This window comes from Rhodococcus ruitaii, assembly GCF_055230935.1.
This window is the reverse complement of the sequence record NZ_JBUYWC010000009.1, coordinates 143075-167494: the sequence shown is the minus strand read 5'-3', so window position 1 is coordinate 167494 and position 24420 is coordinate 143075. Positions and strand designations below refer to the sequence as shown.

The 24420-nt window shown below is 67.0% G+C and carries 25 protein-coding genes; 12 read left to right on the top strand and 13 right to left on the bottom strand.

Annotation, left to right across the window (positions count from 1 at the left end; genetic code table 11):
- Nucleotides 1-70: 70 nt before the first annotated feature.
- Complete coding sequence (locus ACZI8W_RS13580) at nt 71-1468, bottom strand: NAD(P)H-quinone dehydrogenase (RefSeq protein WP_463369016.1); 1398 nt, start codon at nt 1466-1468, stop codon at nt 71-73.
- A gap of 198 nt (nt 1469-1666) precedes the next feature.
- Between ACZI8W_RS13580 and ACZI8W_RS13575 the strand changes: the two genes are divergently transcribed.
- A complete protein-coding gene (locus ACZI8W_RS13575; RefSeq protein WP_463369015.1) occupies nt 1667-2137 on the top strand; it encodes a gamma-glutamylcyclotransferase family protein in 471 nt (156 codons plus the stop codon).
- A 272-nt stretch (nt 2138-2409) separates the two neighbouring features.
- Here the strand turns inward: ACZI8W_RS13575 and ACZI8W_RS13570 are convergent, their stop codons facing one another.
- The 7 genes from ACZI8W_RS13570 to ACZI8W_RS13540 all read right to left on the bottom strand — a co-directional run bounded on the left by ACZI8W_RS13570 (nt 2410) and on the right by ACZI8W_RS13540 (nt 9918).
- Complete coding sequence (locus ACZI8W_RS13570; RefSeq protein WP_463369014.1) at nt 2410-3516, bottom strand: glycosyltransferase family 4 protein; 1107 nt, start codon at nt 3514-3516, stop codon at nt 2410-2412.
- Complete coding sequence (locus ACZI8W_RS13565) at nt 3513-4730, bottom strand: glycosyltransferase 87 family protein (RefSeq protein WP_463369012.1); 1218 nt, start codon at nt 4728-4730, stop codon at nt 3513-3515. The genes ACZI8W_RS13570 and ACZI8W_RS13565 overlap by 4 nt, the downstream gene beginning before the upstream one ends.
- Nucleotides 4731-4816: 86 nt before the next feature.
- Entirely contained in the window at nt 4817-5470 is a 654-nt protein-coding gene (locus ACZI8W_RS13560) for a response regulator transcription factor (RefSeq protein WP_463369011.1), read from the bottom strand.
- On the bottom strand, nt 5467-6750 hold the full coding sequence (locus ACZI8W_RS13555; RefSeq protein WP_463369010.1) for a sensor histidine kinase: 1284 nt from the start codon (nt 6748-6750) through the stop codon (nt 5467-5469). Before ACZI8W_RS13555 ends, ACZI8W_RS13560 begins: the two co-directional genes overlap by 4 nt.
- A gap of 88 nt (nt 6751-6838) precedes the next feature.
- Nucleotides 6839-7999 carry a M20 family metallopeptidase gene (locus tag ACZI8W_RS13550; RefSeq protein WP_463369009.1) on the bottom strand — a complete coding sequence of 387 codons (1161 nt, stop codon included), beginning with the start codon at nt 7997-7999 and terminating at the stop codon, nt 6839-6841.
- Nucleotides 7996-9156: a M20 family metallopeptidase gene (locus ACZI8W_RS13545; RefSeq protein WP_463369008.1), complete on the bottom strand. Its 1161-nt coding sequence runs from the start codon at nt 9154-9156 to the stop codon at nt 7996-7998. The genes ACZI8W_RS13550 and ACZI8W_RS13545 overlap by 4 nt, the downstream gene beginning before the upstream one ends.
- 63 nt (nt 9157-9219) lie before the next feature.
- Nucleotides 9220-9918: an enoyl-CoA hydratase/isomerase family protein gene (locus ACZI8W_RS13540; RefSeq protein ID WP_463369007.1), complete on the bottom strand. Its 699-nt coding sequence runs from the start codon at nt 9916-9918 to the stop codon at nt 9220-9222.
- A 65-nt stretch (nt 9919-9983) separates the two neighbouring features.
- Here ACZI8W_RS13540 and ACZI8W_RS13535 point away from each other — a divergent pair, with 65 nt between their 5' ends.
- Together ACZI8W_RS13535 and ACZI8W_RS13530 are read left to right on the top strand one after the other, a co-directional pair.
- The gene (locus ACZI8W_RS13535) at nt 9984-10883 is read left to right on the top strand and encodes a purine-nucleoside phosphorylase (protein WP_463369006.1); all 900 of its coding nucleotides are present in this window, start codon (nt 9984-9986) and stop codon (nt 10881-10883) included.
- Nucleotides 10880-12376, top strand: coding sequence for a phospho-sugar mutase (locus ACZI8W_RS13530; protein WP_463369005.1), 1497 nt, complete (start codon nt 10880-10882; stop codon nt 12374-12376). The genes ACZI8W_RS13535 and ACZI8W_RS13530 overlap by 4 nt, the downstream gene beginning before the upstream one ends.
- A 27-nt stretch (nt 12377-12403) precedes the next feature.
- Here the strand turns inward: ACZI8W_RS13530 and ACZI8W_RS13525 are convergent, their stop codons facing one another.
- Both ACZI8W_RS13525 and upp read right to left on the bottom strand, forming a co-directional pair.
- Nucleotides 12404-13099, bottom strand: coding sequence for an MspA family porin (locus tag ACZI8W_RS13525; protein WP_463369004.1), 696 nt, complete (start codon nt 13097-13099; stop codon nt 12404-12406).
- A 181-nt stretch (nt 13100-13280) separates the two neighbouring features.
- Nucleotides 13281-13904: a uracil phosphoribosyltransferase gene (gene upp, locus ACZI8W_RS13520; RefSeq protein WP_463369003.1), complete on the bottom strand. Its 624-nt coding sequence runs from the start codon at nt 13902-13904 to the stop codon at nt 13281-13283.
- Between the two features lie 90 nt (nt 13905-13994).
- On the opposite strand from upp, the gene ACZI8W_RS13515 reads away from it, so the two are divergent.
- The 5 genes from ACZI8W_RS13515 (at nt 13995) to ACZI8W_RS13495 (ending at nt 17768) form a co-directional block, all read left to right on the top strand.
- Nucleotides 13995-14354 carry a type VII secretion target gene (locus ACZI8W_RS13515; RefSeq protein WP_463369002.1) on the top strand — a complete coding sequence of 120 codons (360 nt, stop codon included), beginning with the start codon at nt 13995-13997 and terminating at the stop codon, nt 14352-14354.
- A complete protein-coding gene (locus ACZI8W_RS13510) occupies nt 14351-15370 on the top strand; it encodes a C40 family peptidase (RefSeq protein WP_463369001.1) in 1020 nt (339 codons plus the stop codon). Before ACZI8W_RS13515 ends, ACZI8W_RS13510 begins: the two co-directional genes overlap by 4 nt.
- 416 nt (nt 15371-15786) lie before the next feature.
- Nucleotides 15787-16125, top strand: coding sequence for a hypothetical protein (locus tag ACZI8W_RS13505; RefSeq protein WP_463369000.1), 339 nt, complete (start codon nt 15787-15789; stop codon nt 16123-16125).
- A 59-nt stretch (nt 16126-16184) separates the two neighbouring features.
- A complete protein-coding gene (locus tag ACZI8W_RS13500) occupies nt 16185-16484 on the top strand; it encodes a YbaB/EbfC family nucleoid-associated protein (RefSeq protein WP_463368999.1) in 300 nt (99 codons plus the stop codon).
- A gap of 57 nt (nt 16485-16541) precedes the next feature.
- Nucleotides 16542-17768: a primosomal protein gene (locus ACZI8W_RS13495; protein WP_463368998.1), complete on the top strand. Its 1227-nt coding sequence runs from the start codon at nt 16542-16544 to the stop codon at nt 17766-17768.
- A 33-nt stretch (nt 17769-17801) separates the two neighbouring features.
- On the opposite strand, the gene ACZI8W_RS13490 is transcribed toward ACZI8W_RS13495, so the two are convergent.
- From ACZI8W_RS13490 to ACZI8W_RS13480, 3 genes are read right to left on the bottom strand one after another with little or no spacing between them, the layout of a single operon-like run.
- Nucleotides 17802-18911 (bottom strand): adenosine deaminase, encoded by a 1110-nt coding sequence (locus ACZI8W_RS13490; protein ID WP_463368997.1) that lies wholly within the window; start codon nt 18909-18911, stop codon nt 17802-17804.
- An 18-nt stretch (nt 18912-18929) separates the two neighbouring features.
- Nucleotides 18930-20213, bottom strand: coding sequence for a thymidine phosphorylase (locus ACZI8W_RS13485; protein ID WP_463368996.1), 1284 nt, complete (start codon nt 20211-20213; stop codon nt 18930-18932).
- Nucleotides 20206-20625 carry a cytidine deaminase gene (locus tag ACZI8W_RS13480; protein WP_463368995.1) on the bottom strand — a complete coding sequence of 140 codons (420 nt, stop codon included), beginning with the start codon at nt 20623-20625 and terminating at the stop codon, nt 20206-20208. The genes ACZI8W_RS13485 and ACZI8W_RS13480 overlap by 8 nt, the downstream gene beginning before the upstream one ends.
- 253 nt (nt 20626-20878) lie before the next feature.
- Between ACZI8W_RS13480 and sdhC the strand changes: the two genes are divergently transcribed.
- From sdhC to ACZI8W_RS13460, 4 genes are read left to right on the top strand one after another with little or no spacing between them, the layout of a single operon-like run.
- Complete coding sequence (gene sdhC / locus ACZI8W_RS13475; protein WP_463368994.1) at nt 20879-21286, top strand: succinate dehydrogenase, cytochrome b556 subunit; 408 nt, start codon at nt 20879-20881, stop codon at nt 21284-21286.
- A 1-nt stretch (nt 21287) separates the two neighbouring features.
- Nucleotides 21288-21728: a succinate dehydrogenase hydrophobic membrane anchor subunit gene (locus ACZI8W_RS13470; RefSeq protein WP_463368993.1), complete on the top strand. Its 441-nt coding sequence runs from the start codon at nt 21288-21290 to the stop codon at nt 21726-21728.
- Between the two features lie 15 nt (nt 21729-21743).
- Entirely contained in the window at nt 21744-23495 is a 1752-nt protein-coding gene (gene sdhA, locus ACZI8W_RS13465; protein WP_463368992.1) for a succinate dehydrogenase flavoprotein subunit, read from the top strand.
- Nucleotides 23495-24274, top strand: a complete 780-nt coding sequence (locus ACZI8W_RS13460) for a succinate dehydrogenase iron-sulfur subunit (RefSeq protein WP_463368991.1) — start codon at nt 23495-23497, stop codon at nt 24272-24274. The genes sdhA and ACZI8W_RS13460 overlap by 1 nt, the downstream gene beginning before the upstream one ends.
- Nucleotides 24275-24420: the final 146 nt, after the last annotated feature.

The window sequence follows — 24420 nt, the reverse complement described above, 5'->3', positions numbered from 1 at the left end:
TCACCGTCGATCCTCCCCCGAGGGGAGAGTCAACTCCCGGTGCCGCCATTGCCGTCGTCGGCCTTTCGGCTCAGTCCAGATCGTCGTGCCGCATCAGCTGACGCGCAGCCTCGGTGACCGAACCGCTCAGCGAGGGGTACACCGAGAAGGTCTGCGCGAGATCGGTGACGTTGAGATTGTTCTGCACCGCCAGCGCGATCGGCAGGATGAGCTCGGATGCGTTGGGCGCGACGATCACACCGCCGATCACCACACCGGTGGCGGGGCGGCAGAATATCTTGACGAACCCACGGCGCAACCCGGACATCTTCGCGCGCGGGTTCGTGTTGAGCGGCAACATCACCGTGCGGGCGGGGATCTCCCCCTTGTCGATGGTGGCCTGACTGACACCGACCGCCGCGATCTCCGGGCGGGTGAACACCGCAGCCGCCACCGTCTTGAGCTTGATCGGGCTCACACCCTCGCCGAGTGCGTGGTACATCGCGATCCGTCCCTGCATCGCAGCGACGGAGGCGAGCGGCAAGAGCCCGGTGCAGTCGCCACCCGCGTAGATGCCGGGTACCGCCGTGCGCGACACGCGGTCGACGGGCAGGTAACCACCTCGGTCGAGTTCGAGGCCGACCTTCTCGAGTCCGAGGCCCTGGGTGTTCGGGACCGATCCGACGGTCATGAGCACATGGCTGCCTTCGACGACACGACCGTCCGCCAGCAGGACCCGAACACCGTTGTCGGTGCGTTCGACCGAGTCTGCGCGCGCGTGCTTGACCAGCGTCACTCCGCGTTCGGTGAGCACGTCTTCGAGTACGAGTGCGGCGTCCTCGTCCTCGTGCGGCAGGATACGGTCGCGACTCGACACCACGGTGACCTGAACTCCGACCTCGGTATACGCCGAGACGAACTCCGCGCCGGTGACACCGGAGCCGACCACGACGAGATGCTCGGGCAGCTTGTCGAGGTCGTAGAGCTGACGCCACGTCAGGATGCGTTCACCGTCGGGTACAGCGTTCGGAAGCACCCGAGGGCTCGCGCCGGTGGCGATGAGTACCACGTCGGCGTCGAGAACCTTCTCCTCCCCGGTGAACAGGGTCGCCTTGACCTTGTGTGCAGCCATGCCGATCTCGGGGTCGATCAGCTCTCCGTGTCCGGACAACAGCGTGATGCCCGCGGCTTCGAGCTTGGTACGGATATCTGCAGACTGGGCACGCGCCAGGCTCAGCACACGAGCGTGTACCTGCGGCAGGGAGACCGTCGTACGTTCGAGCGAGATTCCCAGGTCGGCGGCGCGTCGCATATCGGTCCGCACCCCGGTGGACGCGATGAAGGTCTTGGACGGGACGCAGTCGAACAGCACGCACGCGCCACCGATTCCGTCCGAATCGACCAGAGACACCGACGCGCCGTACTGCGCTGCCACGAGCGCAGCCTCGTATCCGGCAGGTCCGCCGCCGATGATGACAATCCGAGTCATTGTTCTCCTCTGTATCGATTCCGAATAAGGGTATCGGGTTGAACTCGGGCGTCCGCGGGGGTGTGCGAACGCCCGCGACAACGCTATGTCACGGCGGGGGCACTGTGCAGACGGACGTGCAACAGTGCAGACGACTCTGTCACCGACAGGCGGCGCCCGGCACGGTGCGATCGAGACCGAACCGTTAGCCTTGTGGACGTGCCGATCTACGCCGCCTACGGGTCCAACATGCATCCGGAGCAGATGCTGACGCGCTGCCCGCACTCACCGATGTCCGGCACCGGCTGGCTGCACGGGTGGCGGCTGACCTTCGCCGGAGCTGACATCGGCTGGGAAGGCGCGTTGGCGACGGTGGTGGAAGACACCGATTCCAAGGTGTTCGTTGTGCTGTACGACGTCCCCGAGGACGACGAGCGCAGCCTCGACCGCTGGGAGGGCGCCGAGCTCGGCTTCCACCGCAAGATCCGGGTGCGCATCGACACGGCCGACGGCCACACCCTGGCCTGGTTGTACGTCGTCGACGGATATGAAGGCGGACTTCCGTCTGCCCGCTACCTGGGTGTCATGGCCGATGCCGCAGAGATCGCCGGCGCTCCGTCCGATTATGTACTGAACCTGCGCACCCGCAACAGCCGCAATGTCGGTCCGGGGCGTCCTGACGCCTTCTGATCGGCCGCCCGCCGATCAACGCCTGCTGATCTACCGAGGCACCGACGCGCGTATGTTCCGGGACGCCGAAGTCCCCCGGGACATACAGCCGGAATCCCACTATCCGGCGGTCGGCGCATTCCCGTCGGGATCCGCATCGGGCGGGAACGTCCCGTTCACGTAGGGGTTGTACTCGATGGTGAACCGATCCTCCTGACGGCGCGACGACGGTGTCGTTCGTCGTCGCCCGCCATGCCGCTCAATTCCGCGCTGTTGCCGAGCGCGGCATGGGCTCACTCCAGGAGACCGGCGAGTGTCTTCCAGGTCTCGTCCCATGACCACCCCTGCGCCCACTCCCTCCCGGTGCTGCCCATTCGGGTCGCAACATCGGCGTCGTCGAGCAGCAGGAGCAAAGCCTTCGACAACTCCGCATCGTTCGCCGTCACCAAGCCTGTTGCACCCGCGCGGACGGTTTCCGGCGCACCACCCGAGTTGCCTGCAATGACCGGAAGTCCTGCCGCGGACGCCTCCAGGAACACGATGCCCAGACCTTCCTCCTCGAGCCCCGACCTGCGAGTTCGGCAGGGCATTGCGAAGATGTCGGATGCTGCGAGCACGGCGGGAATCCGAGAGTGAGGAAGACCACCGGCGAAGGTCACCACATCGGTTACTCCGAGTCGCCGCGCGAGCGCCTGCAGGTCACGACGGCGTGGCCCGTCGCCGACCAACACGAGACGGGTGCCCGGGTGGCGGTCGCGAATCATCGGCATGGCCCGGATCAAGGCGTCCTGTCCTTTTCTGCGCACGAGTCTCGCAACGCACACAATCACCGGTCCCCTGTGTGCCCGATCGGGACCGTGCCGTTTCGGTGCCGCGAACAGGCTGGGGTCGACACCCGGGGACAGCCGCGTGAAGCACGTTCGGACGGGTACGACAGACCGCAGCGCCGCCTCGGTGTGGTCGCTGATGTAGGTGAAGACATCCACACCGTGCGCCATGTGCCGCAACCATGCCCGGGTAGGCGGCAGTTTCGCCCACCAGGTTTCGTGCCCGTGGCTGGATGCGACGATGCGCTGCACACCGACCGCGCGGAGGGGGCGCGCAAGCGACGAGAGCGGCGCGGCAGCGGCGAACCAGACACGACCACACCCGTGCTCGACCGCGATCGACTGCACCGTCCGTGCCATACGCCGGGTGGGAAGAAGCATGCGCGAACGATCCCTGATCACCCGAAACGGCATCTGCGCATCGTGGTGGAAGGCACCCGGTTCCGCGGAGGTATAGACGATCACGTCAGCCGGATCGAAGCGGCGGACCATCTCGAACGCGAACGTTTCGATACCCCCCTGCCTGGGAGGAAAATCGTTGGTCACGACCAGGATGCGGTTCTGTGTGTTCACTGGGACGCCTCCATCCGGCCCGTGCGCGTCCTTGTCCCCGCGGAGCGACGGGTCGTTTCCAAGGCGGACACGGCTGCGGTTCCACCGAGTACCAGGGGATAGACGAAATACCCGAACCGCGAAGTGGGTGCGAGCAGGAAGAGAACCATGAGGCCGGCCGCGGCGAACGAGGCTGCTCGAACGAAGGAGTCCGGCGGATTCAGCACCAGCACCACGGCACCACAGACTCCTGCAACGGCCAGAACGGCCGAGGTGAGCGTCGCGCCGTACGGCACCAGACTCGTCAGTGCCCCACCGACGAGCGACTCTCCGGCCGGGGTCACGATATCCGTGCGTCCCAGAGGAAAGAGAAGTGTGTGCTCAACGAAGGCCTCCGGGTCAGTGAACGCCGGAATGTGGAACACGACCGTCAACGCCGCGCACGTTGCCCCTGCCCGCAGAGCCGTGCGGCCGTCGTATCGCGCACACATCAGGACGAGCGCGACCACGAGAACCGGGACCGCGAGCGGTTTGAGAGCGCAGGCGAAGGCGAACGACACCGCCGTCGTCACCACCCGACCTCGGGTCGCCGCCGCAAGACCGAGAAGTGCAGCGCCCACAACCGGAAGATCGACTCCTCCGACCGCCATGGCCAGGGCAACCACCGGCGACGCGATCAGAACCGTCAGCTGCATCCGGGAGGGTCGCGGGAGCGGCCGGGCCAGGACCATCGTCGAGGTCAACAGGACACACACAACGAAGAACAGTGCGAACAAGATCCGCGGATCACCGAGCGGGTTCTCCGGGAAAAGTTGTGAGGGTGCGCCGAAGAGCGTCATTGCTGGGCCGTACGGGTTGTACTCGGCGAGCACCGACGGGCCCGGACCGTAGGGGCTGCCCGTGGTGATCAGAGAAGCGGCCGACTCCGCGACCACCGACACCTCGAGCTGCGCGGTGCGTGTCGCGATCAGCACGGTTCCCGGCGCCACTACGGCGCCGATCACCGCAGACACCGCGGCCGGCGTGAGGCGCCGCCTAGCTGCAAGCGCAGCGGCCACCGCATATCCGGCGACTGCCCACAGAGCCCAGACGCGATGCGGATGCAACTGCGTCACTACCCCGTAGACGAGAACGACCACGGAAAAGGCCGCGTAGGTCAACGTCCATCGATAGGCGAACAGACCGGCCGAGACGAAACGTGCCCGGTCGTGAATGTGAGTGCGCTCGAGTAGCATGCGGAAAACGCTACGGACGCATGATCATCCGAACATCCCCTGCAGCAGCGATTTTCGGGGTAGCTCGGGCGAGCTACCCCGAGCGCTCAGGCCCGGCCCTGGACGTGCTCGAAGTAGAAGACGACCGCCTGAGTGCGGTCGCGCAGGCCCAGCTTCCCGAGGATTCGCCCGATGTGGGTTTTCACCGTTTCCTCCGCCACCGACAGCTCCGCCGCGATTTCCGGATTCGACATTCCGCGCGCCATCACCTGCAGGACTTCCCGTTCCCTCGGCGTCAACACCGACGCCCGACCGGATTCCACGACCGCAGTGCCCTTGCGCCTGGCGAATTCGGCGATCAGACGGGTGGTGACAGACGGTGCGAGCATCGACTCCCCCGCTGCGACGGTGCGCACACCGGTGATGAAATCCGACGCGGTCGACTGCTTCAGCAGAAACCCGCTGGCTCCGAGACTCAGCGCGTCGTAGACGTAGTCGTCGAGGTCGAAGGTGGTCAGCATCATCACTCTGGTGTGATTGTCCGGTCTGGTGAGTACCGCCTCTGCAGCGCGGATTCCGTCGAGCCTGGGCATCCGGATGTCGAGGACCACCACGTCGGGATCCAACGCTGCGACGAGCTCGACTGCCTCCGCGCCGTCCTCCGCAGATCCCACCACGTCGATGTCGCTCTGAGTGTTCAGCACCGCGGCAATTCCGTCGCGGACGAGCGCCTGGTCGTCGGCCACCACCACGCGAATCATCGCTCCTCCCTGAGACCGGCGTGTGCCACAGCACGATGGTCGAACTCGACATCGACGACGAACCGTCCATACTCGTCGGGGCCCGTCTCCACGGTCCCGCCGTACGCGGCGACCCGTTCGCGTATTCCGATGAGCCCGTGCCCTCCACCGTCGGACTGCGGGTGGCCGGGCACGATGGCGTTACCGACCGTGAGGCGCGAATGTCCCGCTCCGATCCGGATCTCGACGGCCACGCCGCTTCCTGCACCGTGCCGATGCGCATTGGTCAGCGCTTCCTGGAGGATGCGGTACATCGCGCACGAGATCTCCGTCGGTACCGTGTCCGGGCGCCCGAGTACGCGCAGGTCCACCTGCTGCCCCGACGAACCGCACCATCTCGCGACCAGGTCGTCGAGTCCGTCGAGTGTGGGGGTTTCCGATCCGCCCTCCGTTTCGGGGCCTCGGAGGACGTCGACGACCCTGCGCATCTCGGTCAACGCGGTCGCTGCCGCCGCGTGGATGTCGTCGAATGTGGAGTGGACACCGACCGGTAGTTCCGGATGTGTGAATGTCGCGGCCTGTGTCTGAACTGCGATCATCGACATATGGTGGGCAACCACGTCGTGCAGCTCCCGTGCGATACGGGTGCGCTCGCGCGCGATGGCTTCGCGGTGTTCCTGTTCACGGCGCAGCCCTCGTTCCACGACCAGATGTGTCTCGGCCGCGCGTAGTCGCCGAAAGACCGCGCCGGCAGCCACGATCCCCGTGGCGGCAACAGCGATCATCGCAACTGCATGCAGCGGCAGGCCGACCGTCCACATTGCGGGGAGGACTACCAGGATCAGCGACGTCGACGCCGCAGCCGACACCACCCGAAGCGGCCGGCCCGAGGCGAGTGCGACCAGTGCCATACCGGCCGAGATGCAACTTGCGACCGGCCATGGCACGACTTCGTCTTGGACCAGCCCCGAGACCGTGCCCGCAGCAAACCCGAAGGTCATCAGTTGCCAGGTCACCAGCGGGCTCGCGAACACGAACACCAGCGGAAGCACTTGCACCGCCCCGAGCAGGTAGGCGGCCACGACCCACGGCACCATGTCGGTCAGCTGTCCGACCGACGTGCCGAACAGCAGGGTCAGCAACAGCACTGCACCGGCGAGACCTGGTGTGCCGCTGCGCGGGCGCAGCGGGGCGTACGACGTCTCCGGTGTCCACGCTTCGACAACGGCCCGGACCTGACCCGAGGCGACATCCCGGACACGTGATGATGGGGCGGTCGCCCTCGATCTCGTATGGAGCACACCCGACACTAGGTCGAAGGTTCGTCGTCGGGCATCCCCCCGGAGAGCTATTTATCTTGCGGGAGAATCCGCACCGCCCGCGAAGGAGCTATCCGACCGCGCCGAGCGCAAGGTTGGTCAGTACCCGCACACCCACCGGGAGTGCCCGCTCGTCGAGATCGAACGTCGGCTGGTGGATGTCGAGCTCCGGCCCGACACCCGACCACACGCCCAGGCGACCCATCGCGCCCTGGATCTGCTCGAGATACCACGAGAAGTCTTCGCCACCACCGGATTGCGGGGTGTCGGACATCGCGTCGGGACCGGCCGCCCGGATTGCGTCCTCGAACATCCGCGCCGAGATCTCGTCGTTGACGACCGGGGGGACACCGCGACGGTAGTGCAGTTCGTAGCTCACCCCGGTGGGCGCGAGGAGCCCGTGCACGATCTCGCGGACCATCGGCTCGAGAAGTTCCCAGGTCTCGTGGTCGCCGGTGCGCACCGTCCCGGCCAGCATTCCGGTGCGCGGGATGGCATTCGGGGCCTTGCCCGCGCTGACGGCACCCCACACCATGACGGTGCCGGTGCGCGGATCGATGCGTCGGCTGAGCATGCCCGGGAGCCCGGTGATCACGGTGCCGAGTCCGTAGACGAGGTCGCCCGTCAGATGCGGACGCGAGGTGTGCCCACCGGGTGAATCGAGAACCAGTTCGATGGTGTCGGCGGCCGAGGTGATCGCCCCGACCCGCATCCCCACCTTGCCGACCTCGAGCCGCGGGTCGCAGTGCAACGCGAAGATGCGCGACACGCCGTCGAGCCCACCGGCCGCGACGACGTCGAGGGCACCGCCGGGCATCACTTCCTCGGCGGGCTGGAACACCAGCCGGACCCCGACGGGAAGGTCCGGGACCGATGCGAGCGCCAGAGCCGCGCCGAGCAGCACGGTGGTGTGGGCGTCGTGGCCGCACGCGTGCGACACACCGGGAACGGTCGACGAGAAATCGAGGCCCGTCATCTCCTGCAGCGGGAGGGCATCCATGTCGGCGCGCAGGGCGATGCGCGGCCCGTCCGTCGGCCCGAGATCGCAGATCAGACCGGTTCCACGGGGCAGAACCTTAGGTACGAGCCCGGCCGCGGTCAGCTTCGTTGCGACGAATTCGGTGGTGGCATACTCCTGCCGCGCCAATTCGGGGTTGGCGTGGATGCGGCGGCGCCACGCGACCAAGTCGCCGGCGTGCTCGTCGATCCACTTCTCCACGTATGGGTTCATCGGCGCCCGACCCGATCGAGTAGGCGGGCACGCTGGCCGGGGTCGCCGGCAGCACGGGCCGCGGTCGCGGCGAGTGCGCGGGCGCCGTCGAGGAGGGCGCGGTCGGCGGAATCGGTGACGCACGCGGACGCGAATGCTTCCTGATGTGTGACGGCGCCGCCCGAGTCGAGACCGATGACGGGGTGTATTCCTGGCACGACGTTCGTCACGTTTCCCATGTCGGTGCTGCCCAGCGGGCGGAACCCTTCCTCTTCGACGGGCAGCGGTGCGCGCCCGAGACCGATGATCTCTTCACGATATGCCTGCACCAGCCACGGATCCGGGGTGAGTTCCGTGTAGGTGGGCGACACCGTCCGGATGCGGTGGGTGCATCCGGCGGCGAGGGCGCCGGCTTCGAAACAGTGTCCGGCGCGTTCGCGGAGATCGTCGAGCAGGTCGGCGGTGGTCGCGCGCAGGTAGTAGAGCATCTCGGAGTGTCCGGGCACGATATTGGGTGCGGCTCCGCCGTCGCTGACGATGCCGTGGATCTGCTGTCCCGGAATCAGGTGTTGTCGCATGAGACCGACCGCTACCTGGGCAACGGTTGCCGCGTCGGCCGCGTTGCGCCCGTATTCGGGTGCCGCGGACGCATGCGCCTCCCGTCCGACATAGGAGACGGCGATGTCGGCAAGCGCGAGCGAGGTTGCGCCGGTGATGTCGAAGGGGCCCGGATGAACCATCAGGGCGGCGCCGACGCCGTCGAACTCGCCCCGCTCGAGCATGAGGACTTTGCCGCCGCCGGTTTCCTCGGCCGGAGTGCCGATCACGCGCACGGTGACGCCGAGTTCGTCCGCGAGCGCAGCCAACCCGATCCCGGCACCGACTGCCGAGGCGGCGATGATGTTGTGCCCGCATGCGTGCCCGATGCCGGGAAGCGCGTCGTATTCGGCGCAGAATGCGAGGACGAGTTCGCCGCTGCCGTAGCGGGCGTCGAATGCGGTGGGGAGGTCGGCGACGCCGGTGCGGACCTCGAACCCGGCGTCGCGGAGGACTTCGACGATCTTGGCGGCGCTGCGGTGTTCGTCGAACGCCAGTTCCGGCTCTGCGTGGATCGAATGCGACAGCGCGATCAAACTGTCTGAGGCAGTCTCGATCGCACTGTCGGATTCGGTCGTCACGGTGCCCAGTCTGTCATGCCGGACGGGCGGGTTCGACGAGGCCGCGCGATCCTGCCGGGATGGTCAGCCGAAGCGGAAGTTGGACTCGTCCGTCTTCGTCCGCAGCGCCTCGATCAGCGGCGCATGCAGGCCACGCTTGATTCCGCCCAGGTTGTTGCCGCGGGTCGACGTCAGTGCGGCGGCCGTCTCGACGGCAGCGGCGAGGACTCCATCGCCGTCCACGTGCTGCTCGGCGATACCGGCGGCGACTGCCTCGACGCCCCCGAACCGGCGTCCGGTGGTCATCGCGTCGACCGCGGTCTGGATGGGGAGGCGTTCCCGCATCAACGTGGACATCCCGACGGTGAACGGCATGTTCAGGTTCACCTCGGGCAGGCACCAGAAACCGCGATCGGCGCGCATCACCCGGAAGTCGTGGGTGAGGGCGAGCATCGCGCCCGCCCCGAAGGCGTGCCCCTGCACGGCCGCGACCGTCGGGGTCTGGAAGGTCAGGATCCGCACGAAGAGTTCGTGCACCGAGTCCAGGTAGGCGGGCAGGTCGGCCAGATTGCCGAAGATCCAGTCGGTGTCGAGTCCGTTACTCCAGAATTTCCCGGTTGCAGCGGTGACGAGCGCTGCCGGGCCTTCGTGCGCCTCGACCTCGTCGAGGTGGCGGTGCAACTCGGTGAGCAGGTCGGGATGGAAGCGGTTCTCGTTCACCTCTTCGCCTTGGCTGCCGAGGTACAGGACGAAGACGTCGCCGTCGCGTTCGAGATAAGGCATGACGACGACGATACCCCCATTCCTACTCATGAGTAACTTTCGGCTTGCCGCTAGGGTCTGACCTCATGGGAACAACACCCGAGATCGTCGATGCCGCCGCGGCGAAGGCCGCAGCCGATGTCACCGCCGCGGCGAAGGCCGCAGCCGATGTCACCGCCGCGGCGAAGGCCGCAGCCGATGTCACCGCCGCGGCGAAGGCCGCAGCCGATGTTGTCGCCGAACGCTCCGGAATCGCCGCGCACAGCATTGCCGTGGTGCTCGGTTCAGGCTGGCGCGCCGCCGTCGACCGCTTCGGCGAACCCGTCGCGAGCATCCCGATGAGTGACCTTCCGGGCTTTGCACCCCCCACCGCGGCGGGACATTCCGGCACCGTGAACTCGTTCACCGCGGGCGACAACACGGTGCTCGTCCTTGCCGGGCGTATCCACGCCTACGAGGGTCATGATCTGAGCCGGGTGGTTCATCCGGTACGCACGGCGGTCGCTGCGGGAGCGCGCACCCTGATCCTCACCAACGCCGCGGGGGGGATCGATCCCGAGTTCGGGGTGGGGCAACCCGTGCTCATCTCCGACCATCTCAACCTCACCGGCCGCTCGCCGCTGGTCGGCGCCCAGTTCGTCGACCTGGTCGACGCATACTCCCCCGAACTGCGCGCACTCGCCCGCGAGATCGACCCCACGCTGCGCGAGGGTGTCTACGCCGGACTGCCCGGGCCGCACTACGAAACACCCGCCGAGATCCGGATGCTGCGCGTCCTCGGCGCGGATCTCGTCGGGATGTCGACGGTGCACGAGACCATCGCCGCACGCGCAGCGGGCGCCCGCGTCCTCGGGGTGTCGCTGGTCACCAATGCGGCGGCAGGCATCACCGGCGAGCACCTCGACCATGAGGAGGTCCTCGCGGCGGGGCGAGAGGCCGCGACCCGCATGGGTGATCTGCTGCGCGATCTGGCGGCCAGGCTGTGACCCTCAGGTTCGGCACCGCGGGGCTGCGGGGGCCCGTCGGCGACGGACCGGACTGCATGAACGTCCCGACTGTCGTGCGCACGACCGCGGGCCTCGCGACCTGGCTGATCGAACAGGGGTGCCGCGGCGGCACGGTGGTGGTGGGGCGCGACGCGCGCATCGGGTCCGCGGAGTTCTTCGCAGCGACCACCGAGGTGCTCGCCGCGGCGGGATTCGACGTCGTCGCTCTCCCCCGCCCACTCCCGACTCCGGTGACCGCATTCGCGGTACGTGAACTGAATGCGGTTGCGGGAGTACAAATCACCGCCTCCCACAATCCCGCCTCCGACAACGGCTACAAGGTGTACCTCTCGGGTGGAGCCCAGATCGTCTCGCCCGCCGACAGCCAGATCGAGGCGGCGATCGACGACGCGCCGGAGGCCGGTGCGGTTCCTCGTGCGGCGGTAGCGACGTCGGGCGCCGGCCTCGTCGACCGTTACCTCGCGCGGGTGGCGTCATTGCCGCGGTCGCCGCATCGGGATCTGACGATCGCGTTGACGCCGCTGCACGGTGTCGGAGGCGAGACGGCGGTCGCCGCGCTGCATGCGGCCGGGTTCACCGATGTACACGTCGTCGCGACACAGTTCGAACCCGATCCCGCATTCCCGACGGTCACGTTCCCGAACCCGGAGGAACCGGGGGCCGTCGACGCCCTGCTCGAGCTTGCTGCCGACATCGGCGCCGACATCGCGATCGCGTTGGATCCGGATGCGGATCGCTGCGCGGTCGCGGTTCCCACCGCGGCCGGGTGGCGACTGCTTCGGGGTGACGAGACCGGTGTGCTGCTCGGTGATCGTATCCTCGAGTACGCGCCGGCCCGGTCGCTGGTGGCGACGACCATCGTCTCGTCGACCCTGCTCGGCACGCTGGCCGCCGCCCGCGGAGCCCGATTCGCCCGGACTCTCACCGGCTTCAAGTGGCTCACCCGCGCCGGTGAAGGTCTGGTCTACGCGTACGAGGAGGCGATCGGGCACTGCGTGGATCCCGAGGCCGTGCGGGACAAGGACGGGATCGGCACGGCCGTGGTGGTCGCCGACTACGCAGCCGAGCTGAAGGCGGCGGGTGGCACTCTCGTCGACGCACTCGACGCCCTGCACCGGGAGTTCGGGGTGCATGTGGGCGACCAGGTCTCGATCCGCGTCACCGATCCGGCGCAGATCGACTCGATCATGGCCGTCCTGCGGGCCGATCCGCCCTCCGAGCTGGCCTCGGAACCGGTGACCGCGACCGACCTCTCGGCCGATCCCGGGCCGTTGAGTACCGATGCACTCGTCTTCGAGGGTGCGACGGTCCGCGTGGTGGTCAGACCCTCGGGCACCGAGCCGAAGCTCAAGTGCTACCTCGAATCAGTGGCCCACGACGGTGACCGGGACGCGGCGACCGCGACGCTCGAGGCGCTGCGTCGCTGGGCACGGGATCTGCATGGCCGAGCAGGTGGGCCGACCCCCGAATAGACCGCGCACGCCGCCCTCCCGGCCGAGTCAGAGCCGGTGCGGCGCGCCGTACGTGATGACGACATCGTTGGACGACGTGACCGCTTTCGCGTAGGGCCGTAGCGTGACCGGGCCGAGCGCCCCGGACACCGAGCCGTGGATGCCCGCGAACCGCACTGTTGCAGCGTCACCGTCGAATTGATGATCCTCGACGATCGGCACATCGGTGATGCCGCCGGGTTGGAGTTCGACCTCGAGCTCCTGCTCCGGGACGATCGACGCGTCCCAGCCGTTTCCGGTACCGAGATCGACTCCCACCGCGAGGTCCGGGATGATCTCCACCCCGAGGTTCGCAGTGTTGTCCCCTCCGATGTTCAACCCCGGGGTGATGACGTGGGCGACGGCGCCGGGTAGCGCGGCCGGGTAGCCGATCTGGTATCCGACGGTCAGTTTCGTACCTGTCGCCTGCGCGGCCTCATATCCCGTGATGCGGACGGATGTTGTACCGTCCGCGAAGAATTCGACGCTGAGTGGCGAACTGTCGAGCGGTGGGTACCACTGGATCGAGGTATCGGCCTGCGTCACCTCGATCGCTCGGCCATCGTCGAGCGGGAGGATCCTGGAGTTGTCGACGTCGGCGGACGCCACGGCGGGGTTGGCGAGGACGGCGAGCGTCGACGCCGTACCCAGCGCGGCAATCCGGAGTGACGCTTTCAAACGGGTGTGAAAAAGGGTATCGCGCATCGTATTTCCCCGTTCCGCAGAGGTCGTTTCGGTCACAACGGGCGTTGCGAACAGGGTGCAGCGTATAGGGGCGGGGTCACTGACCACGGCGGAGTTGGTCTCCGTTCGATTACGGATCAGAGACGTTATTGCGTCACTCCAGCACCAAAAGTCCCATTAGTAACATACCCCTATGGGGTTTCTAACGTGGACCGAATTGGCGGTCCCCGGCGTCTCCCAGCCCCGGCACGATGTACTTCGCATCGTTGAGACCCTCGTCGATCGACGCGGTCACCAAACGAACCGGATGCCCCGACGCAGCGAGCGTCTCGACACCCTGCGGAGCCGCCACCACGCACACCGCGGTGATGTCGGTCGCCCCGCGCGACGCCAGCATGTCGAGCGTCTGCACCATCGAGCCACCCGTCGCGAGCATCGGATCGAGCACGAAGACCGGCAGTCCCGACAGGTCCTCGGGCAACGACTCCAGGTACGGCACCGGCTCGAAGGTCTTCTCGTCGCGGGCAAGCCCCACGAACCCGACCTGCGCCTGCGGGATCAGCGCGTGCGCCTGCTCGACCATGCCGAGCCCCGCACGCAGAACCGGGACGAGCAACGGCGGTTGCGTCAGCCGCACACCGGTCGTGACCGCCACGGGCGTGCGGACCTCGAATGTCTCGACCGGCGCTTCCCGCACCGCCTCGTAGATCAACATCTGGGTGAGCCGGCGCAACGCGTGCCGGAAAGCGGCATTGTCGCTGCCTTCGTCCCGCAGGATCGTGAGCAGGGAAGCAGCGAGCGGGTGATCGACCACGAGCGAGTCCATGAACCGAAGGATAGAACGACGGAACCGAAGGGCCGCGCGGTGCGTCGAACCAATGTGACACACATCCATCGGTGAACGAGGAGACGAGCGGTGCCCCACCCACAGACCGAACCTGGAGCATTTCAGGCCGACCCTGCCGTGATCGCGGAATTCGGCCGCGTCGCGACCGCGCTCGCAATGCAGCTCGACCAGGCCGCACTCCAGACCAGGAGGACCGACCCGACCGGTCTCGCATCTCTGCTCGGCCCGGTCGGCGCCGACTTCCTCGCGGCGTTCGCCACCGCATACGACGGACACTCCCGCGAACTGGACCGGATCCGCGAAGTCCTCTCGGGTATGGGCACGACGGCGACACTCACCGCGGCGGCCTACGAACACACCGAACGCGAGACGGTCACTGCCCTGCGCGGCACCGCCGACCCGCTCGAGGCCCCCGGAGGTGTCCAGTGATCACCGGGGTGGGGGCAGAGGCCCTCGTCGCGCCTCTGCACGATCTGCTCGGCACCTTCGGCTCCGACGTGCCGCCGGGTTCGGATCCGGGCAGCGACCTGCGCACCGGGTGCGCGATGGCAGAGGAAGCGCAGGCCACCTGCCGACACGCACTCGCGGAGCTCGCCTGGGGGTGGACAGGTACCGCTGCCGAAGCCGCGCTCGGCAGCGGCGAAAGGATACTGCGCGACACCATCGGTGCCGTCGATCAGGGGATCGAGCTCGCCACGAGCGTGCTCGACGCCACGATCACGGTAGTCACCGGAGCGGTCGAACTGAAGCGCATCATCGATTCGTTCGTCGCACTCGCCCAGCAGGCCGCGCCCGCACTGACCCTCCCACAGGGGCAGGTGATGCTGATCACCGCTGCGATCGAGCACATCTCCGAGGGCCTGGATGTGCTCACGCGCGTCGTGGGCGCACTCTCCGAACTCACCGCGACGGTCACCGCCCTGATTCCCGAGCCACCGATGGGCGCCCCGGCAGCGGACGCGGGCGGCATCGCGGCGCCCGCGCCCGGCAACCTGCCGACGGGATCCGGTGAGATCTCGGCGATGGGCGGCTCGGTACCCGACGCCGGGGGTGGGGTCGCGGTGACCTTGCCCGACGGCACCGTCGCGCATGCTCCGAACGCGACCGCCGCCGAAGCCGTTCGTCGCGCACTCGACCAACAGGGAACTCCGTATGTGTGGGGCGGCACCACCCCGGGTCGCGGACTCGACTGCAGCGGCCTGACCCAGTGGGCATACGGCGAGGCAGGTCTCGACATTCCGCGACTCGCACAGGAGCAGGACGTCGGAACGCCCGTCGACGCCGGGGCTCTAATGCCGGGCGATCTCGCGGTCTGGGACGGGCACGTCGCAATGGTCGTCGGTGGCGGGATGATGATCGAGGCAGGCGACCCCGTCGCCATGACCCCCATCCGCACCACGAACGGCCCGATGAGCTTCCAGGGCTTCTACAGGCCCACGGAATGACCACGAGTCCCGACCCCAACGCCACGTCTACTACTGGGCAGGCCAACAGCGCCGACCGGGAGAGGCCACTGGGTGGCCGCATCTCCGCGCTCGCCGAACAGCCGAAGTGCTTCTTTGCCGATCCGCTGTCGTGTCGTCTCGGCGATCACCCACCTCACTTGCCAGCAAGCAGTTACTTGCAGCATCACGTAGGTGCCGCATATGACGGTCGGTGTACGGAAATATCGGACACCAACCGTCATTTCGAACGTCTACTCGTCCTCGAGCCCCGCACTGGACGGTCGCGCGCGACCACCCCCACGTCGCGATACCGCTCCTGGAACCCGGCGAGGCGTTCTGCCAGCACGATCTTCTCTCGGTTCGAATCTCGCCCCCGCCGAGGGAACCGATGCGCCGCCCGGTGCGTCCAACCGTGTATGGACACCAACAACACGATCGCGGTGACGGCCACCGCGCAGAACGCTGCGGGCACCATCCGGGTCCGCGCCACCGACCAGGGCCTGCCGATCGATCTGCGTATCGACCCGCGAGAACTGCGGTTCGGGGCGGCGCAGCTCGCCGAGGCCATCGTGGCGCTGAATCGGCGTGCCGCGCTCGAAGCGGCGATTCTGCGGCGCGAGCAACTCGTCGCTCAGGGCGTCCACAGTGATGTCCTCGACCGGATGGGCATGCCCACCCGGGCCGACCTCCCCGACCTCGAACACGACGGTGCCGGTCACGGCGCGCGCCCGGCCTGGATGCAGCGACCCCTGTAGCTCATGCAGTTCCTGCGACCACGCACCCCGGCATCACCTCAACGAAAGGACGACAGGTCATGAGCGAACAGCAGGTCGAGGAGATCGTCGACCGCGTACGCACCCAACTCGGCGCGCTCGAACACGCACTCGGCGGACTCGGCACAGTCCGTGGTTCCGCAAGCAACGGGGATGGGAGCATCGTTGCTCACGTCGACGGCCGAGGCGCGCTGTCGGGCCTGGAACTGGCCGAATCGGTCACTCGGCGCGACGCGACCGAGCTGGGATCCGAGATTCTCGCGACCGTTCACGAGGCCGCGCGCCGTGCCGGCGCAGAACGCTCCCGGCTGTTTCACGACCTGCGGAGCGCACTCGGGTGATGCCTCTCTCGCCTCCCGCGCTATATCTTCGGCGCCGCAATGGTTAGGCTTCGCGCCATGGCTGGAGACATCGTCCCGATCGAACTCGGTCTCACCGACGGCGACCTCGTCACCTTGTGGGCGCCGAAATGGCGCGAAGGTGACGACGAGTGGGAGGCCTTCCTCGGCCACGGCGACGACCTGTACGGGTTCCCGTCGGTTGCGCATCTCGTTGCGTTCGTGCGCGCGAACACCGACAACGACCTCGTCGAGCATCCGGCGTGGCCGGTGGTGTCGAAGCTCGCCGCCGTCGAGTTCGAGCCCGACGAAGCGCACGCATTCGATCTGATCGGAGTTCCCGAGCTCGTGGCCGGCGACCTCGACCCGGTCTTCGTCTCCGAGCTCCAGGACACTTTCGACATCGTCAGCATCCTCGGTGATGTGTGCGAGCTCGAGGTGATCACCAAGTTCTTCGAACGCCCCGAGGTGGACACGGTGCTCCGGTACGGCGTCGCGGCGTTCGACGACCGTACCGGCTCGGACCTCTGGAACAAGCTCGGTGCCGCGGTCGACGCGAGCTGGGACGACGTGATCGACGCGCTCGACGCCGTCGTCACGACCCCCGGCACCGATGAGGCGGCGGTATCGGAGATCGAGTCGGAACTGGTTGCGGTGGACGAGAACGACGTCGAGGCGGACGACGCGGTCGACGATTCCGACGAGGACGAGTACGAGTACGTGGACGACGGGGTCGACGACGACTTCTGGGTGTCGGTGGGCATCGACCCGATCAAGATCATCAGTAGCGAGGGCACCTGGTTCACACTGCGGTGCTACCTCGACGACGACGCCGTGTTCCTCGGCTCCGAGGGCTCGATTCTCGTGTTCGGGTCCGAACGCGCGCTCGGTAGGTACCTCGCCGACAACCACGACCACGACCTGGCCCCGCTGGAGACGTACGAAACCATCCGGCACGCCGCGACGGACGGCTCACTCGAGGTCACGGTCACCGAGGACAACGTCTACGTGCTCACGGGCATTGCCGACGACATTGTCGAGGGCGTCACCGCGGTCGATCCCGAGCAGATGGAACTCGCCGTCGAACTGTTCACCGATGCCGCGAACTACGTCGGCGAGGACGCCACCGACGCGGCACTCGCCGCGTCGACCGAGCTGGGCTGGTTCGTCAACTACGTGATCGAACCGGATGCGAGCAGGCTCGCCCCGAGTGCCCCGTTCGATGCGGAATCCGTCGCGTGGCGCGACCTCGAGCGTGAGTTCGAGGCCCACCTGCGCAAGCTGTGAGGCGGTCCGCGCGGTCGAATACCGAGCCGGTATTCAGCCGAGGAGCACGGCGTATCCGGGCTTGATGACGTCGTCGATCAGGTCGAGGCGTTGATCGAACGGTAGGAACGCCGACTTCATCGCGTTGATGGTGAAACGCTCCAGATCCGACCACCCGTAGCCGAATGCCGCAACCAGGCGGGTCATTTCTCGCGTCATCGTGGTGTCGCTCATCAGCCGGTTGTCGGTGTTGACCGTCACCCGGAAGCGCAATCGGGCGAGCAGGTCGAAGGGGTGCTCCTCGATGGTCCGCACGGCACCGGTCTGCACATTGGAGCTGGGGCACAGCTCCAGCGGAATCCTCTTGTCCCGCACATAGTTCGCGAGTAACCCGAGGGTTGCTGTGCCGTCCGAGTGAACGGTGATGTCGTCGACGATGCGCACGCCGTGCCCGAGACGGTCGGTGCCGCAGAACGCGACCGCCTCGTGGATCGACGGCAACCCGAACGCCTCGCCGGCGTGAATGGTGAAGTGTGCGTTCGCAGCGCGCGTGTACTCGAATGCATCGAGGTGCCTGCTCGGCGGATTTCCGGCTTCGGCGCCCGCGATGTCGAACCCGACGACGCCGCGGTCACGGAACCGCACGGCCAGTTCGGCGATCTCCCGAGACCGTGCGGCGTGCCGCATCGCGGTGAGCAGGCACCCCACCCGAATGCGTCGCCCGCCCGCCGCCGCCACTTCCGACTCCCCCGCACGGAATCCTTCGAGGACATGCTCGACCACACGGTCGAGGCTCAGGCCGCGTTCGAGATGCTGCTCCGGCGCAAACCGGACCTCGGCGTAGACGACGCCGTCCTCTGCGAGGTCGATGGTGCATTCCCGCGCGGCCCGCTCGAGCCCCTCGGGGGTCTGCATCACGGCGACGGTGTGCTCGAAGGTCTCCAGGTAGCGCTCGAGCGATCCGCTGTCGGCGGAGTCGCGGAACCACGAGGCCAGCCCGTCGGCCGTATCGGCAGGCAACCGATGGCCGCACTCACCGGCGAGCTCGAGGATCGATCCGGGCCGCAGCCCGCCGTCCAGGTGGTCGTGCAGAACCACTTTCGGCGCAACCCGAAGTCGCGTCCCTCCCGGCTGCTCGTTCGTCTCCCGGACGGTAGTCGTCATATCCCGGACGGTAGTCGTCTACTCGGCGATCCGCTCGATGATCAGTGGGCCCCGTTCGGGCGGCTCGGTCCCGATCCGCACTCCGTCGCGCAAGGCCGTGAGCGCGCCGGGGAACGTCTCCGGCGTGTCGGTGTGGAGTGTCGCGATCGGCTGCCCGGCACGGACCGAATCGCCGAGCCTCACGTGCAGTTCGACACCCGCACCCGCCTGCACAGCGTTGCCCTGGCGCGTGCGCCCTGCCCCGAGCCGCCACGCGGAGAGCCCGACGGCCATGGCATCGAGACCGACGAGGACGCCGTCCGACTCGGCGTACACGGTCTCGGTGTGGCGAGAGGTGGGCAGCGGCGCAGCGGGGTCGCCGTCTTGGGCGGCGATCATCGCGCGCCAGCGATCCATCGCGGATCCGTCGCGCAGGCGGTCGGCGGGGTCGATGTCGTGGATGCCCGCGGCCGCGAGCATGTCGCGGGCGAGCGCCAAGGTCAGCTCGACGACGTCGTCGGGGCCGCCGCCCGCGAGCACCTCGAGCGCTTCGCCCACTTCGAGGGCGTTGCCTGCGGTGCGTCCGAGCGGGGTGTCCATGCGGGTGAGCAGGGCGGTGGTGGTCAGGCCGGCATCGGAGCCGAGTTCCACCATGATCCTGGCCAGTTCGCGGGCGTCACCGAGTTCCTTCATGAATGCCCCGCTGCCGACCTTCACGTCGAGAACGAGCGCCCCCGTGCCCTCGGCGATCTTCTTGCTCATGATCGAACTCGCGATCAGCGGGATCGATTCGACGGTGCCGGTCACATCGCGCAGCGCGTAGAGCTTCCGGTCGGCGGGAGCCAGGTCTGCACCGGCGGCACAGACGACGGCACCGACGGCGGGGTCGAGGAGGATCTCGGCCATCTCGGCGGCGCTCAGCTCGGCACGCCAGCCGGGAATCGATTCGAGTTTGTCGAGCGTGCCCCCGGTGTGTCCGAGTCCGCGGCCGGACAGCTGCGGCACCGCCACACCGCACGCGGCCACCAGCGGAGCGAGCGGCAGGGTGATCTTGTCGCCCACTCCCCCGGTGGAATGTTTGTCGACGGTGCGCAGCCCCAATCCGGTGAAGTCGAGCCGCCGGCCCGAGCCGATCATCGCCGCAGTCCAGCGCGAGGTCTCGGCCCGGCTCATTCCCCGGAAGTAGATGGCCATGGCGAGCGCGGACATCTGCTCGTCGGCGACGATTCCGTGAGTGAACGCTTGTATCACCCAGTCGATTTCGGATCCGGTGAGTTCGACGCCGTCGCGTTTGCTCCGGATGATCGAGGTGATCTCAGGCATGGCCACCACCGTCGGGGATGGCCGCGGCCAGATCCTCCGGGCCGAAGGCGTCGGGGAGCAGCTCCGACATCGGGCGGGCACCGGCGGCGGTATCGACGAGCAGGCCGGGGCCGCCGTGTTCGAGAAGGACCTGCCGGCACCGGCCACAGGGCATCAGTATCGCCCCGCGCGCGTCGCACACGGAGACCGCTCGCAGACGCCCCCCACCACCGGAGATCAAGTTACCGACGAGTACGCATTCGGCACAAAGACCCAAGCCGTGTGAGACATTTTCCACATTGCAGCCGCTCACAATCCGGCCGTCCACAGTGAGAGCAGCGGCCCCCACCGGAAACTTCGAGTAGGGCGCATAGGCATCCCCCATGGCCTCATGTGCTTTGGCGCGCAATAACTTCCAATCAACTTCCGGCACAATTCCACATCCTTCCATGGTGGCCTGCGCAACGATTCGATGCCCCCATCGCCCGCGATCACAGTTGGAAAGGCAAACCTAACTTATGATTTCACGCCGGTACGAATCAGCGGGGAGATTAGTTCCCCGCTTTGCGATGGGTTTAGAGTCATGCCAAGTCGGTTCAGGTTTCACGTCGGGCCAGGTACTGCGGATTTCCACAGGCGAGAGCGGCTCGACGCGCCCACCATTGACGTTGGAGGCACAGCACTCGATGAGCAGCACGACTGAAGCCGCCCCCGCACCTGCGGGGCGCACACGGTCGCTATACCGGGGGGACCCCGGCATGTGGTCCTGGGTACTACACCGGATCACCGGCGTGGCGACATTCTTCTTCCTATTCGTCCACGTTCTCGATACCGCACTCGTCCGGGTCAACCCCGAGACCTACGACGCGGTCATCGACACCTACAAGACCCCGATCGTCGGCCTGATGGAGCTCGGCCTGGTGGCCATGGTGCTCTACCACGCCCTCAACGGGTTGCGCGTCATGCTCATCGACTTCTGGGCCAAGGGCCCGAAGTACCAGCGCGTGATGCTCTGGACGATCCTGGCGATCTGGTTCGTGGTGATGATCCCCTCGAGCATTCGGATCTTCTACAACATGTTTGCGGGGCACTGACATGAGCGAAGCAAAATCACTGGGTACGACGTACGACCGCCCCGCCAGCCTCGACAACCCCCGCTCGCCTCGCAAGACCTCGAAGAACAACTTCGAACTCTACGCCTGGCTGTTCATGCGCCTGTCCGGCATCGCACTGTTCGTCCTCGTCCTCGGGCACCTGCTGATCATGCTGATGCTCGACGACGGCGTGCACCGCATCAACTTCGCCTTCGTCGCGGGTCGCTGGTCCAGCCCGTTCTGGCAGGTCTGGGACCTGTCGATGCTGTGGCTCGCGCAGCTGCACGGCGGCAACGGCCTGCGCACCGTCATCGCGGACTATGCACGCAAGGATTCCACCCGGTTCTGGCTCAACACGATCCTGGTCGTGTCGATGATCCTGATCACGGGTCTGGGTACCTACGTGCTCTTCACCTTCGATCCCAACATCGTTGCGAGCTAGGGGAGCCAAGACTTCATGCAGGAACATCGTTATGACGTGGTCATCGTCGGTGCAGGTGGCGCCGGAATGCGCGCCGCGATCGAAGCCGGCCCGCGGGCCCGCACCGCGGTTCTGACCAAGCTCTACCCCACCCGCAGCCACACCGGCGCCGCGCAGGGTGGCATGTGTGCCGCCCTCGCGAATGTCGAGGAAGACAACTGGGAGTGGCACACCTTCGACACCGTCAAGGGCGGCGACTACCTCGCCGACCAGGACGCCGTCGAGATCATGGCGAAAGAGGCCATCGACGCGGTCCTCGACCTCGAGAAGATGGGTCTGCCGTTCAACCGCACGCCCGAAGGCAAGATCGACCAGCGTCGATTCGGCGGTCACACTCGCGACCACGGCAAGGCTCCGGTCCGTCGCGCGTGTTACGCAGCCGACCGCACCGGTCACATGATCCTGCAGACGCTCTACCAGAACTGCGTCAAGCACGACGTCGAGTTCTTCAACGAGTTCTACGCGCTCGACATCGCCCTCACCGAGACCGAGAACGGCCCGGTCGCCACGGGTGTCATCGCCTACGAGATGTCCACCGGTGAGATCCACGTGTTCCACGCCAAGTCGATCGTGTTCGCCACCGGCGGGTCGGGTCGCATGTACAAGACGACGTCGAACGCCCACACCCTCACCGGTGACGGCATGGGCATCGTCTTCCGCAAGGGGCTCCCGCTCGAGGACATGGAGTTCCACCAGTTCCACCCGACGGGACTGGCGGGCCTCGGCATCCTCATCTCGGAGGCCGTCCGCGGCGAAGGCGGCATCCTCCGCAACGCCGACGGCGAGCGGTTCATGGAGCGGTACGCCCCCACCATCAAGGACCTCGCCCCCCGCGACATCGTTGCGCGTTCCATGGTGCTCGAGGTGCTCGAAGGCCGCGGTGCCGGACCGAACAAGGACTACGTCTACATCGACGTGACCCACCTCGGCGAGGACGTCCTCGAGGAGAAGCTCCCGGACATCACCGAGTTCGCGCGCACCTACCTGGGTGTCGACCCGGTCACCGAGCTCGTCCCCGTGTACCCCACCTGCCACTACGTCATGGGTGGTATTCCCACCACCATCGAGGGCAACGTGCTCCGCGACAACGACAACATCGTCCCGGGCCTGTACGCGGCCGGCGAATGTGCCTGTGTGTCCGTGCACGGCGCCAACCGTCTCGGCACCAACTCGCTGCTCGACATCAACGTGTTCGGCCGTCGCGCCGGCATCGCTGCTGCCGAGTACGCGAACACCCACGACCACGTGGACCTGCCGGAGACCCCCTCGAAGTACGTCGACGAGTGGCTCGACCGCATCCTGCATGCCGGCGGTAAGGAGCGCGTCGCCGACATCCGTCGCGATCTGCAGCAGTCGATGGACAACAACGCATCGGTCTTCCGCACCGAGGAGACGCTGACGCGGGCACTGGACCATGTCCACGCACTCAAGAAGCGCTACAAGGAGATCACGGTCCACGACAAAGGCAAGCGCTACAACAGCGATCTGCTCGAGGCCCTCGAGCTCGGCTTCCTGCTCGAAATGGCCGAGGTGACCGTCGTCGGTGCCCTCAACCGCAAGGAATCGCGCGGCGGTCACGCACGCGAGGACTACCCGGACCGGGACGACGCGAATTTCATGAAGCACACCATGGCGTACAAGGTGGGCGAGGAACTGATCTCCGACATCCGCCTGGACTACAAGCCGGTGGTCCAGACCCGGTACGAGCCCATGGAGCGTAAGTACTGATGACAACTCTCGAGAAGAACGACAGCGACGCCGCAACCGAGCTGCCTCCCGTGCCCGAGGGCGCGACGATGGTCACGCTCAAGATCGCCCGGTTCAACCCGGAGGACGACAAGGGCCAGCACTGGGATTCCTTCCAGGTTCCCGCGCTTCCCACCGACCGCATGCTCAACCTGCTGCTGTACGTGAAGGGCTACCTCGACGGCACCCTCACGTTCCGCCGCAGCTGTGCGCACGGTGTCTGCGGCTCCGACGCGATGCGCATCAACGGCGTCAACCGCCTGGCCTGCAAGATCCTGATGAAGGACATGCTGCCCAAGGACGGCAAGCCGGTCACCATCACGATCGAGCCGATCCGTGGTCTTCCGGTCGAGAAGGATCTCATCGTCGACATGGAACCGTTCTTCGACGCGTTCCGTGCCGTCAAGCCGTTCCTCATCGCGACCGGCAACGAGCCGACCCGCGAGCGCATCCAGTCGCAGCACGACCGCGCACGTTTCGACGACACCACCAAGTGCATCCTGTGCGCGTGCTGCACCACGTCGTGCCCGGTGTACTGGAGCGACGGCAGCTACTTCGGTCCCGCTGCCATCGTCAACGCGCACCGGTTCATCTTCGATTCGCGTGACGAGGGCGCCGCCGAGCGTCTCGACATCCTCAACGACAAGGAAGGTGTGTGGCGCTGCCGCACCACCTTCAACTGCACCGACGCGTGCCCCCGTGGCATCCAGGTGACGAAGGCGATCCAGGAAGTCAAGCGTGCGCTGTTGTTCGCGCGCTGACGGACGCCTGCTCTCTTCCCACGGTCGCCGCAGCACCTCTCGATGTGAGGTGCTGCGGCGACCGTGCCGTTTCCGGGCCTCGTACCCGTCTGCGTTCACGGACGTGCACTGCACTCTCATACTTTCGCGCAGACGATAAGCCGTAT

What these genes read in the sequence shown, in the direction of transcription:
- upp (WP_463369003.1), bottom strand. Translation starts at nt 13,904, where the DNA reads ATGGACTCGCTCGTGGTCGATCACCCGCTCGCTGCTTCCCTGCTCACG.
- ACZI8W_RS13550 (WP_463369009.1), bottom strand. Translation starts at nt 7,999, where the DNA reads ATGAACCCATACGTGGAGAAGTGGATCGACGAGCACGCCGGCGACTTG.
- ACZI8W_RS13565 (WP_463369012.1), bottom strand. Translation starts at nt 4,730, where the DNA reads ATGCTACTCGAGCGCACTCACATTCACGACCGGGCACGTTTCGTCTCG.
- sdhA (WP_463368992.1), top strand. Translation starts at nt 21,744, where the DNA reads ATGCAGGAACATCGTTATGACGTGGTCATCGTCGGTGCAGGTGGCGCC.
- ACZI8W_RS13560 (WP_463369011.1), bottom strand. Translation starts at nt 5,470, where the DNA reads ATGATTCGCGTGGTGGTGGCCGACGACCAGGCGCTCGTCCGCGACGGA.
- ACZI8W_RS13505 (WP_463369000.1), top strand. Translation starts at nt 15,787, where the DNA reads ATGGACACCAACAACACGATCGCGGTGACGGCCACCGCGCAGAACGCT.
- ACZI8W_RS13580 (WP_463369016.1), bottom strand. Translation starts at nt 1,468, where the DNA reads ATGACTCGGATTGTCATCATCGGCGGCGGACCTGCCGGATACGAGGCT.
- ACZI8W_RS13495 (WP_463368998.1), top strand. Translation starts at nt 16,542, where the DNA reads ATGGCTGGAGACATCGTCCCGATCGAACTCGGTCTCACCGACGGCGAC.
- sdhC (WP_463368994.1), top strand. Translation starts at nt 20,879, where the DNA reads ATGAGCAGCACGACTGAAGCCGCCCCCGCACCTGCGGGGCGCACACGG.
- ACZI8W_RS13525 (WP_463369004.1), bottom strand. Translation starts at nt 13,099, where the DNA reads ATGCGCGATACCCTTTTTCACACCCGTTTGAAAGCGTCACTCCGGATT.
- ACZI8W_RS13540 (WP_463369007.1), bottom strand. Translation starts at nt 9,918, where the DNA reads ATGCCTTATCTCGAACGCGACGGCGACGTCTTCGTCCTGTACCTCGGC.
- ACZI8W_RS13490 (WP_463368997.1), bottom strand. Translation starts at nt 18,911, where the DNA reads ATGACGACTACCGTCCGGGAGACGAACGAGCAGCCGGGAGGGACGCGA.
- ACZI8W_RS13535 (WP_463369006.1), top strand. Translation starts at nt 9,984, where the DNA reads ATGGGAACAACACCCGAGATCGTCGATGCCGCCGCGGCGAAGGCCGCA.
- ACZI8W_RS13470 (WP_463368993.1), top strand. Translation starts at nt 21,288, where the DNA reads ATGAGCGAAGCAAAATCACTGGGTACGACGTACGACCGCCCCGCCAGC.
- ACZI8W_RS13460 (WP_463368991.1), top strand. Translation starts at nt 23,495, where the DNA reads ATGACAACTCTCGAGAAGAACGACAGCGACGCCGCAACCGAGCTGCCT.
- ACZI8W_RS13500 (WP_463368999.1), top strand. Translation starts at nt 16,185, where the DNA reads ATGAGCGAACAGCAGGTCGAGGAGATCGTCGACCGCGTACGCACCCAA.
- ACZI8W_RS13485 (WP_463368996.1), bottom strand. Translation starts at nt 20,213, where the DNA reads ATGCCTGAGATCACCTCGATCATCCGGAGCAAACGCGACGGCGTCGAA.